The organism is Pseudoalteromonas sp. APC 3224, from assembly GCF_030407535.1.
Lineage (GTDB): Bacteria > Pseudomonadota > Gammaproteobacteria > Enterobacterales > Alteromonadaceae > Pseudoalteromonas.
Window position 1 is genome coordinate 126911 of the sequence record NZ_JASDDF010000009.1, and the last position, 12607, is coordinate 139517.

General features: G+C 39.9%; 12 protein-coding genes and 2 pseudogenes. 11 read left to right on the top strand and 3 right to left on the bottom strand.

Features of this window, described 5'->3' with window-relative positions:
* Positions 1-2 precede the first annotated feature (2 nt).
* From QL989_RS06835 to QL989_RS06855, 5 genes and pseudogenes are all read left to right on the top strand, one after another.
* On the top strand, positions 3-659 hold the full coding sequence (locus QL989_RS06835) for a DUF2959 domain-containing protein (protein ID WP_290169254.1): 657 nt from the start codon (positions 3-5) through the stop codon (positions 657-659).
* A gap of 130 nt (positions 660-789) precedes the next feature.
* Positions 790-1881, top strand: a complete 1092-nt coding sequence (locus tag QL989_RS06840; RefSeq protein WP_290169256.1) for an MBL fold metallo-hydrolase — start codon at positions 790-792, stop codon at positions 1879-1881.
* Positions 1882-1954: 73 nt separating this feature from the next.
* Positions 1955-2175, top strand: a pseudogene (locus QL989_RS06845) (BLUF domain-containing protein); the annotation flags it as partial.
* 6 nt (positions 2176-2181) lie between these two features.
* Positions 2182-2379, top strand: a complete 198-nt coding sequence (locus QL989_RS06850; RefSeq protein WP_290169279.1) for a hypothetical protein — start codon at positions 2182-2184, stop codon at positions 2377-2379.
* A 77-nt stretch (positions 2380-2456) separates the two neighbouring features.
* A pseudogene (locus QL989_RS06855) lies at positions 2457-3184 on the top strand (CBM9 family sugar-binding protein).
* Positions 3185-3469: 285 nt separating this feature from the next.
* Here QL989_RS06855 and typA read toward each other — a convergent pair.
* Positions 3470-5293 (bottom strand): translational GTPase TypA, encoded by a 1824-nt coding sequence (gene typA / locus QL989_RS06860; RefSeq protein ID WP_290169274.1) that lies wholly within the window; start codon positions 5291-5293, stop codon positions 3470-3472.
* A 508-nt stretch (positions 5294-5801) separates the two neighbouring features.
* Here typA and glnA point away from each other — a divergent pair.
* The 5 genes from glnA to QL989_RS06885 all read left to right on the top strand — a co-directional run bounded on the left by glnA (position 5802) and on the right by QL989_RS06885 (position 10878).
* A complete protein-coding gene (gene glnA / locus QL989_RS06865; RefSeq protein WP_010392004.1) occupies positions 5802-7208 on the top strand; it encodes a glutamate--ammonia ligase in 1407 nt (468 codons plus the stop codon).
* A 114-nt stretch (positions 7209-7322) separates the two neighbouring features.
* Positions 7323-7844, top strand: coding sequence for a DUF4124 domain-containing protein (locus QL989_RS06870; protein ID WP_290169262.1), 522 nt, complete (start codon positions 7323-7325; stop codon positions 7842-7844).
* A gap of 81 nt (positions 7845-7925) precedes the next feature.
* On the top strand, positions 7926-8996 hold the full coding sequence (glnL, locus tag QL989_RS06875) for a nitrogen regulation protein NR(II) (RefSeq protein ID WP_290169264.1): 1071 nt from the start codon (positions 7926-7928) through the stop codon (positions 8994-8996).
* Positions 8997-9011: 15 nt separating this feature from the next.
* Positions 9012-10397, top strand: a complete 1386-nt coding sequence (gene ntrC / locus QL989_RS06880) for a nitrogen regulation protein NR(I) (protein ID WP_010391999.1) — start codon at positions 9012-9014, stop codon at positions 10395-10397.
* Positions 10398-10419: 22 nt separating this feature from the next.
* Complete coding sequence (locus QL989_RS06885) at positions 10420-10878, top strand: cyclic nucleotide-binding domain-containing protein (protein WP_008108381.1); 459 nt, start codon at positions 10420-10422, stop codon at positions 10876-10878.
* An 8-nt stretch (positions 10879-10886) separates the two neighbouring features.
* On the opposite strand, the gene QL989_RS06890 is transcribed toward QL989_RS06885, so the two are convergent.
* A complete protein-coding gene (locus QL989_RS06890; RefSeq protein ID WP_290169268.1) occupies positions 10887-11552 on the bottom strand; it encodes a hypothetical protein in 666 nt (221 codons plus the stop codon).
* A 71-nt stretch (positions 11553-11623) separates the two neighbouring features.
* Entirely contained in the window at positions 11624-11905 is a 282-nt protein-coding gene (locus QL989_RS06895) for a hypothetical protein (protein ID WP_008108379.1), read from the bottom strand.
* Positions 11906-12150: 245 nt separating this feature from the next.
* Here QL989_RS06895 and QL989_RS06900 point away from each other — a divergent pair, with 245 nt between their 5' ends.
* Positions 12151-12534 (top strand): RNA-binding S4 domain-containing protein, encoded by a 384-nt coding sequence (locus tag QL989_RS06900; RefSeq protein ID WP_008108378.1) that lies wholly within the window; start codon positions 12151-12153, stop codon positions 12532-12534.
* The last annotated feature ends 73 nt before the right edge of the window (positions 12535-12607 follow it).

A 12607-nucleotide genomic window follows, 5' to 3' on the forward strand; every position in this document is an offset into this window, starting at 1 on the left:
AGATGAAAAAACAAACATTATTAGGGACAGCCATACTCTCGTTAATGCTGATGCTTTCAGGTTGTCAGTCGGCTTATTATTCGGCAATGGAAAAAGTAGGTGTCCATAAACGTGACATCCTTATTGATCGCGTTGAAGAAACGAAAGACTCACAACAAGAGTCGCAAGAAGAATTTCAATCAGCACTCGAGCGTCTAACTACTTTAATTAATTTCGATGGTGGTGAGTTGCAAGACGCTTACAATCAACTTAATGACGATTACGAGTCGAGCTTAACGGCGGCAAATGAAGTATCAAGTAACATAAATAAAGTAGAAGATGTTGCTGATGCGTTGTTTGATGAGTGGAGCGATGAGTTAGAGCAATACAAAAGCGCCTCACTTAAGCGTCAAAGCAGTAAAAAACTAGCTGCAACTCAGCGCCAATTTAGCCAATTACTTCGCTCAATGCGCAGCGCTGAGAGCAAAATGGAGCCAGTATTATCGTCTTTACAAGATAACGTGCTTTACTTAAAACATAACTTAAACGCACAAGCGGTAGCCGCTATAAAAGGTGAGTTTACTAACCTTAAGCGTGATATTCAGTTACTCATGAATGACATGAATAAGTCGATTGAAGACTCAAATAAATTTATTGAGCAAATGAATACCGTGGGCTAATTACTATAAGTCCGTTTAATAAGCCTACTAAATTGTAGGCTTTTTTATTGTTACTTTTTGTTACCTTTAAGCTCTTCGTTAATCCGCTGTTGTTGTTATACTTTTACAAAATAATAATTAGAACAGTAAAATGAAGTTTAAAGCTATCACCCTAATACTTGCATGCACAATGCTCAGCGCCTGCCAAACAGCTAACCATGTTGAAGTTATTGCAGGGGAGCAAACCATTACCCCGCTACATAAAGAAGGCGAGCGAGAAGGACGCTTTCATAACCTCTACCCCGGGAAAAAAACTTACCCGACTACCTGTAAAAGCAACTGCTACCCAACTAGCCCAAAACTACAATGCGAAAAAGACAGCGAAAACTGCCAATTTATTGGTGAACAACTGCCCATTAATTTAAATACTGGCTTTAGCTTACGCTGGCTGGGACACGCTGGGTTTATGATCCGCACGCCTAACGGACAGCAAGTGTTACTCGATCCTGTAAAAGAGCAGTTTGACTCACCTGTAGATTTAGCATTTAGACTAGCCTCTGGGTTTTACCGACAGCCCGGCGATTGGCTCACAGATAGTGAACTGAAAAACTTAGACGCTGTGATGTACTCGCATATTCATTACGATCACTTTAATAAAGCAGATATAGAAGAGATCGGTAATAAACCTCGCTACTTAACACCACTAGGCATGGCCGACAACTTCCCCACAGGCGGGTTTAATATTAGTGAAATGGCGTGGTATGCAAAAACAAATATTGGCGATTTAGCTATCCATGCCTTGCCTGCTCATCACTTTAGCAGTCGTGTATTAGTGCCCTTTATTTATGAAGACAACGATAAAGACTTATGGAATGGCTGGCTACTTGAACAAAATGGCAGCTCCTTATTTTTTGCAGGCGACACTGGCTATTCAAAACACTTCAGCGATATACAACAAAAATATGGCGATATTGATGTGTGCTTAATGCCTATAGCTTCTTACTACAGCGAAGACAACCCTAAATGGTATCGTTACGTTCATACAACCCCAGAAGACGCTCTAACAGCAGCACAAGAACTTAACTGTAAAATAATGATACCTTGGGGATACGGTAACTCATCATGGAAAATGGGCGATCGCACGAGTCATTCAGCTTTACTGCGTTTATTGTATATGCACAAAAAGATGGGCTCGAAAATACCCCTGCATATTTTTAATGAAGGTGAGAGTATTAAACTTTAATCAGTCATTTACAAAATTAGTAATAACTTCTCTGCTGAACTATGTTTAATTAACTAAAAAGTGTGGAGGTTTTATGTTTCTTGTACGACTTATTTACGCCAGCAAAATAAGTAGTGATTTTGGGCCTGAAGATATAGAAAATATTTTACAAAGTGCTAGAACCTATAATGTAAAAACAAACGTCACCGGCATGTTAGTTTTAGCAATGATTACTTTTTACAATGTCTGGAAGGCTCTAGAACCGCTGTAAATAATACCTACCAACAAATATTAAACGATAAACGTCACCATAATGTAATTATGCTCAACTATACCCAAATTCCTGAAAGAGAGTTTGAAAAATGGTCAATGGGCTATGTACCGCAATCTAAGCTAACCGAATCACTGAATCTCAAGTTTTCAGGCTCCATTGATTTTAATCCTTTTAAAATGTCTGGAGAAAGTGCGCATTTATTAATGCTCGCATTAAAAGACAGCATAGCAGGCACAATCAGTTAGTATAAAAATAGACTACGAGATTGGTTTTAATAGCTATTTAAGCCAAGCTAAATCATCCTTAATTGATGAGATGACTAATGAAAAAAACACTACTTGCTTTTAGCTTACTTTTTACCCAGCCCTCATGGCTATTAACGTTAGTCATACACCAACAGCTATTACTATTGATGGGGTTTCTGAAAGTGCATGGGACAAAGCCACTTGGCATAATATGCCATACTTAATGGACGGCACCCTACCAGACTCAGACAAGGATTTTAAAGGTCGCTACAAATTACTGTGGGATGAAGATTATCTTTACTTGCAAGCCGATATTGCTGATGATGTACTAATTGATACGCACCCAGATCCAACGGTAAAATATTGGGATGATGATGCCCTTGAAGTTTTTATTGATAGCGACGCATCTGGTGGTAATCACAAATTTAACCATACAGCATTTGCTTATCATATTGGCCTTGATAACCAAGCTGCCGATTATGGGCCTGATAAAAAAGCGCATTTATATACCGACCATTTAGTTAGTAACTGGAAACGCAATACCACTGCGCCCTATAACATCACGTGGGAAGTGGCGATAAAACTCTACCCGAATGATTATCAACAAGGCGCACAAAACACTCCGCTTAAATTAACGCCAAAGCAAGTAGTCGGTTTTATGCTCGCATATTGCGATAACGACGGCAGTAAAGTTCGTGAGCACTTCATAGGTTCACACGAAGTACAGCCTGTTAACGGCAGTCGCAACCTTGGCTATATAGATGCTGATGTGTTTGGAAAAATCACTCTACTACCGAAAAAGTGATGAAGTTAGCGAACTGGCCTTTTTGTTGGGTTGAGTGCAACGAAACCAAAAAAATAGGGGTTTTACATTATCAGTTGTTTTAGCTCTTACTCTTTTACTTCTCATTCTCTTCTCTTTGTGTAAATATTTTTAAGTGAATTTTTTACAAAGAGGGTAAGAGGCGCTGCGCTTTTAGAGCTCAATACTGATAACTAAAAACTGAAAGCTTCTCTTACTTTAAAAACAAAAAAGCCGCTGTATTTTGCAATACAGCGGCTTTTAAAATCATTATTCTAAATTAATAGATTATGACTTAGGAGCACGACCCGCACGTTTACGCTCATTTTCAGTTAAATGACGCTTACGAATACGAATGTTCTCAGGTGTTACTTCTACTAACTCATCATCAGCAATAAACTCAAGCGCTTGCTCAAGTGAATAGTTAAGTGCTGGTGTTAGTGTTTGTGCTTCATCTGTACCAGATGCACGAACGTTAGTAAGTTGCTTACCTTTAAGTGCATTAACTGTAAGGTCGTTATCACGGCTATGAATACCGATAACCATACCTTCATAAACTTCAACACCGTGACCGATAAATAAACGGCCGCGCTCTTGTAAGTTAAATAATGCGTTAGTAAGTGCTTTACCAGTTGCGTTTGCAATCATTACGCCGTTCTTACGAACACCTAGCTCGCCACCTTTGTGCGGACCGTAGTGGTCGAACGTATGGTAAAGTAAACCAGAACCCGACGTTAATGTCATGAACTCAGTTTGAAAACCGATTAAGCCACGGCTTGGGATCATAAAGTCCATACGCATACGGCCTTTACCATCTGGTGCCATGTCAGTTAGCTCACCTTTACGAAGACCAATTTGCTCCATGATAGAACCTTGATGCTCTTCTTCACAGTCAATTGTAAGTGTTTCATACGGTTCTTCTAACACACCATCAACAGTACGTAAGATTACTTCTGGACGAGAAACAGCAAGCTCGTAACCTTCACGACGCATGTTCTCGATTAAGATACCTAGGTGTAATTCACCACGACCTGATACACGGAAGCTATCTGGGTTATCTGTATCAGCAACACGAAGTGCTACGTTATGTACTAATTCTTTGTCTAAACGCTCACGAATATTACGTGATGTTACAAACTTACCTTCTTTACCACAGAAAGGAGAGTTGTTTACAGAGAACGTCATTGTTACTGTTGGCTCATCAACACTTAGTGGTGGTAATGCTTCAACGTTGTTAGGGCAACAAAGCGTATCTGAAATCTTAAGCTCGCCTAAACCTGTTACTGTTACGATGTTACCAGCGTAAGCTTTATCAGTTTCAATACGCTCAAGGCCTAAGTAGCTTTGTACTGAACCAATCTTACCGTTACGAGTTGTGCCGTCTGCACTGATAACCGTAACTTGTTGGTTAGGTGCAACAGAACCACGTTTAATACGACCAATACCAATTACACCCTTATAAGAGTTGTAATCAAGCTGTGAAATCTGCATTTGGAAGTCACCTTCAGGATCTGCATCCGGTGGTGATACTTCGTCAACGATCATCTTAAACATAGGTTCCATGTTATCTGATGGTTCGTCTAAATCTAATGTAGCCCAACCATTGATTGCTGATGCGTAGATTACTTTAAAATCTAACTGCTCATCAGTTGCGCCTAGGTTGTCGAATAAATCAAAGATTTGATCCATAACCCAATCAGGGCGAGCACCTGGCTTATCAATTTTATTGATAACAACGATTGGCTTTAAGCCTTGCGCGAATGCCTTTTGCGTTACGAAACGCGTTTGTGGCATTGGGCCTTCTTGAGCGTCAACAAGTAGTAGTACTGAGTCAGCCATCGAAAGTACGCGTTCAACTTCACCACCGAAGTCGGCGTGTCCAGGAGTATCTACGATATTGATATGGTAATCATTCCAAGATATAGCGGTGTTTTTCGCTAAAATGGTAATACCACGTTCTTTTTCAATGTCGTTTGAATCCATCACGCGCTCTTCATTACCGCCGCGTGTTTCTAATGTACCTGATTGCTCAAGTAGTTTATCAACCAGTGTTGTTTTACCGTGGTCAACGTGGGCGATAATTGCTATATTTCTTAACTTTTCGATACTCATATGTTCACTCAGAGAAATTGATCTCATTGATCCTGCAGGGGGCTATACGTACTCACCTGCGCTTTCACGAGATGTCCCAGCATAGGATTTAAAAGGGCGCATATTATCCCCTATAAATGGAATGGATGAAAGTTTATCCAAAATAAAATTTCAAACTTTCGCAATAAAATAATTAACCCTTTGTTTTAAAATAATTAATTTTGATGATTAATTTTTATAAATTTATCTCAAAAGGTGGTTTTGAGTTAATTTAAAGCGACTTTACTGCGCATTTTGCATTTTCTTTGTGTTAGTCTAAGGTGATTAATTTGCAAGCAATTATGACTCTGTAAATGTTGCACCTTTTTGGAATTATTACGCACCAAAATAGTGCTTAATCTATATCACCTTTATGTTGTTTATATATTTTTACATAAAAAACAATAGATTATAATAGTGGCATAAAATCAGCTTGTTAGTATTTAAAGTATCTAAGCAGCAATAATAAAACCCAATAGTTGGAGGACACATGTCACAATCGGTTTTAGATTTTATTAAAGAAAATGACGTTAAGTTCATTGATTTACGCTTTACTGACACAAAAGGTAAAGAGCAACATGTTTCTATTCCTCATCATCAAGTTGATGAAGACTTTTTTGAAGATGGAAAAATGTTCGACGGTTCTTCAATTGCTGGCTGGAAAGGCATTAATGAATCAGACATGGTGTTATTACCTGACGCAGATTCAATCAAGCTTGACCCTTTCACAGAAGAAACAACGCTAATCGTTCGTTGTGACGTGGTTGAGCCTTCTACATTACAAGGTTATGAGCGCGACCCACGCTCAGTAGCTAAACGCGCTGAAGAGTACATGCGCTCTACTGGTATTGCTGATACCGTTTTATTTGGTCCAGAGCCAGAGTTTTTCGTATTTGACGACGTTAAATACAAGTCTGACATGTCAGGCTCAATGTATAAAATTGATTCTAAGCAAGCAGCTTGGAACTCAGATAAAGAATATGCAGATGGCAACACAGGCCACCGTCCAGGTGTTAAAGGCGGTTACTTCCCAGTTGCACCTGTTGATGATTTCCAAGATTGGCGTTCTGCAACGTGTTTAGTTCTTGAAGAGCTAGGGCAAGTTGTTGAAGCACATCACCACGAAGTGGCGACTGCCGGTCAGAATGAAATCGCAACTCGTTTTAACACTATGGTATTAAAAGCAGACGAAATCCAAGAAATGAAATATGTTATACACAACATGGCTCATTTATACGGAAAGACAGCAACCTTTATGCCTAAGCCTGTTGTTGGCGATAACGGTTCAGGTATGCACTGTCACCAGTCTTTAGCTAAAGACGGCGTAAACTTATTCGCAGGTGATAAGTACGGCGGTCTTTCTGAAGACGCGCTTTACTACATTGGTGGTATCATCAAACATGCTAAAGCAATCAATGCTTTTGCTAACGCGTCAACTAACTCGTACAAACGTTTAGTACCCGGCTTTGAAGCACCGGTAATGCTTGCATACTCTGCACGTAACCGTTCAGCATCAATTCGTATTCCAGTGGTTCCATCTGCAAAAGGTCGTCGTATTGAAGTGCGCTTCCCAGATCCAACTGCTAACCCATATCTTGCTTTCTCAGCAATGCTTATGGCTGGCCTTGACGGAATTAAAAACAAAATTCACCCTGGCGATGCGATGGATAAGGATTTATACGACTTACCAGCTGAAGAAGCAGCAGAAATTCCAACAGTGGCAGCCTCATTAGATGAAGCACTAGCGGCATTAGATGCAGACCGTGAGTTCTTAAACCAAGGTGGCGTATTTACTAACGACCTAATCGATGCTTACATTGCACTTAAGTCAAAAGAAGTTGAAAAACTTAACATGACAACTCACCCAGTTGAGTTTGAAATGTACTACAGCTGTTAATTTATTAACCGATAAATAATGTGTGTTTTAAGCCCGCTCTGCGGGCTTTTTTTATGGTAAATTTAACGGTTCTACACTAAAGTAAAGTATGTTTTAACAATGCAGGTTAGCAGGATGATAGGTAAGGTTTTATTGCTATTAATAGCTTTAATATTAAGCCTTAATAGCCATGCGAATAATAAAAAAATTTACGCATGGAAAGATAAAAATGGTGTACTGGTTTTTTCAGATACCCCTCAACCTGGTGCTAAAGAGGTAAAACTCACTAGCCAACACTTCAACATGCCTGCAACAAATACTGATATTCTTGATACTTCACCAACTAAAACAGCGGTAAAGTTTAAAATTAGTATTACTTCGCCAGAGCCCAACCAAACTATAAGAGAAAACACCGGCTCTGTGTATGTTTCAACTCAGATTGCGCCTCGGTTTGAAGCTGGATTTACCATTGGTTTATTTTTAAATGGCGTTGCCATTGGTGAACCTAGTGACACCACTACGCTGGCGTTAAGAGATGTAGAGCGCGGGCAACACACACTACAAGTTAAACTTTATAATAAACAAAACCAAGTAATTGCAACTAGCCCTGAGAGTGTATTTTTTATGCATCGCAAAGGCCTTAATATAGGTCGGTAATTGCAGTTAAGTACGCACAATTAGCGTATATTTTACTAAAAACCTTGCCTACCTCCCCAGGCGCACTAAAATGGTGCAATAATGATTAACAAAACACATTTTAGCCCAGAGCTACTAAATATAATTTGGCAAAACCAAACCACCGCCCTGATGTTACTTGATGAGAGCTTTACACTCATTTACGCCAACACCAGTGCCAGTGAATTACTTGGCTTAGGCGAAAAGCGCTTACCAGGACAAGCGTTCGATGATTTATTTAATTACCATTCTATAGACTTAAAACGTATTGCACAGTATTCGTTGGTTGATGGTGTAGACTGCCACCAGCATAGAGCTGACGTGGTGTTTATCGATTCTCGCCATGCAAAGTTAGCGGTCAGCACACGACGAATAAAGCATAACGATACCTTTTATATTTTATTTGAATGTCGACAAACTGATGACGAAATAAAGCACGATCAAGTCTCAAATCAAATGCATCAATACCAAGCTGCACGCAACTTAATTCGCGGTTTAGCTCATGAAATTAAAAACCCACTGGGTGGAATTCGCGGGGCGGCGCAATTATTGCAATATGAAGGTGATCAGCAAGAAAGAGATCAATGTGCAGAACTGATAATTGAACAAGCCGATCGATTGCGTGAATTAGTTGATAGACTCCTTGGGCCTAATCAGCTGCCGCAAAAATCGTATGGCAATATACATCAAACATTAGAGTCGGTTGTAAAACTCAGTACCTTAGATAACAACCGCGATATTCGGTTAGTGAAAGACTACGATCCAAGTATTCCTGATGTTTATATTGATCAGAGCAAAGTTCAACAGGTAGTGCTAAACATTGTGCGTAATGCACAACAAGCATTGATAGATGGTGGCGAAATAAAAATAAAAACGCGGATTAATTACCAGCATCGTCGTCCTGGCAAAGCCCCTAAAAAGGCACTACTTATTCAAGTAATGGATAACGGCCCAGGTATTGATGCTAATTTACGCGACACCTTATTTTACCCTATGACTACCAATAAAGAAGGTGGCTCGGGACTTGGACTATCTATAGCGCAAACCTTGATTGATCAACATGACGGCTATATCGAATGTGATAGTTGGCCGGGACATACTGAATTTAATATTTATCTGCCGTTTACAGATTAATACTTTGGAGTTTGCATGAAAACAGCTTGGCTTGTAGATGATGATGCCTCAATTCGCTTTGTACTAGAAAAAGCACTGACTCGCGCAGGGTTTGAAGTAGAAAGTTTTGCAGATGCGCAAAATGTACTTAACGCGCTAAAATTTAGTCAACCTAGTGTATTAATTTCCGATGTACGAATGCCTGGCATGGACGGTATGGCATTACTTGAGCTAATAGCAGAGCAAACGCCAGGGCTACCTGTGATCATTATGACCGCCCACTCAGACCTTGATTCAGCCGTTAATGCATTCCAAAAAGGCGCATTTGAGTATTTGGCCAAGCCGTTTGATTTAAATGAAGCGGTTGCACTGGTGGAAAGTGCGTATCGAGCTAATTCAACTAAAAAAACCAAACGTAAAAGCGCGCCCCCCAAAAGTGCCCATATTATTGGTGAAGCCCCGGCTATGCAGGAAGTGTTTCGTGCTATAGGTAAGCTGTCAGCATCAAGTATGAGCGTACTCATCAACGGTGAGTCAGGAACAGGTAAAGAGTTGGTTGCCAGCGCTTTACATAACCACAGCCCGCGTAAAGAAAACCAATTTATAGCCCTTAATATGGCCGCCATCCCTAAAGAATTAGTTGAATCTGAACTGTTTGGCCACGAAAAAGGCGCTTTTACCGGGGCTGATAGCGTGCGTAAAGGCCGCTTTGAACAAGCGAATGGCGGTACCTTATTTTTGGATGAAATCGGTGATATGCCACTGGATGTACAAACCCGCTTATTGCGTGTATTGGCCGATGGCGAATTTTATCGCGTGGGGGGTCATCAAAGTATAAAAGTAGATGTACGCATTATTGCTGCTACCCATCAAAATTTAGAAGAGCTGGTAAAGCAAGGTAAGTTTAGGGATGATTTATTTCATCGTTTAAACGTGGTTCGCCTGCGTTTACCTGCTTTACGCGAGCGTCCCGAAGATATAGAGCGCTTAGCGCTACACTTTTTACATAAAAGTGCAAAAGACCTGCAAGTAGATAGCAAAGTATTAAGCCCTAAAGCAATTAAACAATTGTGTTTATTTAATTGGCCTGGGAATGTTCGCCAACTTGAAAACACCTGCCGCTGGTTAACCGTTATGGCGCCAGGAGAGCTGATTGGCGAGCAAGATTTACCTCCTGAAATTATTGATAATGCCGCCGCAACCCAAGAAGGGGATTGGCTAGATTCATTTCAGCAGTGGCTTAATCAAGAATTTAAACAAGGTAAAGAAAATATTTGGCCGGATATTCAAGCCCAGCTAGAAACCCGCTTAATCAAAACAGCCCTCGCTAATTGTTCTGGCCATAAGCAAGAAGCTGCCGTAAAAATTGGTTGGGGTCGTAATACGTTGACCCGAAAATTAAAAGAGCGCAATATTAGCTGATTGTTAGAAGCATAGAGAAAGCATGAAGTTAATTGAAAACATCCCTTTGTTTAAGCAAATGGAAATTATAAATCGCTTAGATTTTTTTAAAGAATTCACACTCAATGAGCGCCAGATTTTGCTTGAGTCGTTTGGTTTACTTTATTTAATAAATAAAAATCAGTTTTTATTTAAAGAGTTTGATAACGACAAGCGACTGTTTATTGTGCTTAGTGGATCTTTAATGGTGTTTAAACACAATCACCTACTGGAACTGGGCAGTATAGAACCTGGTGAATTTATTGGTGAAGGTGCATTTATTAATAACCGAGAGCGCAGTATTAATGCACGCGCCAAAGAAAGCGCCATAGTACTGGCTATAACTGCAGATGCTCTCACCCGCCTACCTAATGTCATACGCGAAAAAATTAAAGACCGTATTATTGAAGGTATGAGCCTGCGCATTGCAAAACTCTCGGAGCATATAGAAGAGCACGGTTAACAGTTAACTTAATCCATATAAACAACCTGCATTGAGCAATTAAGCCAGCCTGGCTTATTTACATGGGCTGTTATGGTATATGTGTCTGATGGTTTTTCGCCAAAAGGAGTCTTAACCAATGGCTGTGAATGAGTGTAGGTTTGTGAATAATTGCTGTAGTAAATAACTAAATAGCCGTATAAATATTCCCATTTCAATGTGACTTTTGCGCCGCTGATTAATGTGAACTCAGCATGTTGATCAGTAAAGGTTACGACTAGGTCATTAAACTCATCTTTTTCGCACTGGGTTGTTCGCAACCGAGAAGGCATGGTAAAAGCGTCGTCTGCATTAGTATTTTTTAGGTAAAAACCGATATTACCATCACCATAAAAGTGATTTGCGCGTGTGGTGTAGCTAATTTCGGGTTGATAGCCTAACCCTTGCATAATAGTAGCTAACTGCTCTGTTTCTTGGCGTAAAATTCTATCATTTGATAATAGTAAAGTAGCTACGCCAAATTCCCGAGGAATGTCATGCTCAACATATTCGTAAGGTAGGGATTGTGTTTTGAGTGCGGCCTCTAACTGCTGGCGCTGTGAGTCCGATAAACCTTTACTAAATATATACACTGTAGGCTGTTGGCATGCACTCAACAATAGCATGAGTGCACACGCTAAAGTTCCATTTTTCATTATCACCCCCGCTGATTACAAGTGTAGTCTAAAGGAGTGATTTAAAATCGCAACTTAATTTATTTGGCTGTTTAACCTGAAGTCTGGTTATTTAGCCATGCATCGACACTCTGACGTTTGTACAGCACTTCATTAAATAACCGATGACGCTCAAATACTAGCTCACTTTGTTTGGTTTTAAGCCCGCTAGTTAGCTGGCTATGGGTATCGTTAAACTTAGAGATAACTGAAAAGCCACGTTCAGTGTCTTCTTTTACCTGTTGTGCTAGATGCGCTCTTACATCATCAGCGGTTAACAGATCTGAATGCTCTAAGCCCATTAGCTCTTTTTTCATCGCTAATCTTATGCCCATGTTTTACTCCATTATTTATATTCAATCTCTTATACGGCCGATATTGGCAATTAGCGCGCCAATGTGTAATTTTTTTCGCGTGAAGCTTAACCCTGAATTACTTCAGTTTTTTTTAAAGACTATAAAAAGAGATACAAAGTTTCATAAAAAATCACATAATCAACTCACCTAACAAGCTCACTTTGGTGCAAAATAGCCACTGAGCCTTTATACTACAGCTAATACCACCCCCACTGAGAAACATGATGAACGAAGAATATATAGAAGTTGAGTTAGAAGAAGAGCCTATAGAGCTGTGCAAATTATTAAAGGTATTAGATCTTGTTGAAGGTGGTGGTCAAGCAAAAAACCTAATTAGCGAAGGCTATGTCGGTGTTAACCATGAAATTTGTACAATCAAACGGAAAAAATTATACAGCGGTGATGTACTTGCATTTGATGGCGAGTTGTTTCAATTAACGTTAAGTGAAGATGCCACTCCAGCAGAACGTCCAGTTATTGATGAAACAGTTACAGCAGAAAAAGCCGCGCCAGTAGCAACAACAGAGCCGGCTAAAAATAAACGCAAACGCACTAAAAAGCCTAAAGTTGATGAAAAAACGGGTCGTCGCCCTATTTCATTTGGCTAGGGTCTGTTGACCTTTCAAGGTTAAATTTGCAGCAGTCTGTTTGGTATTTAGGCAAGGCAGAGCCTATGTGGTG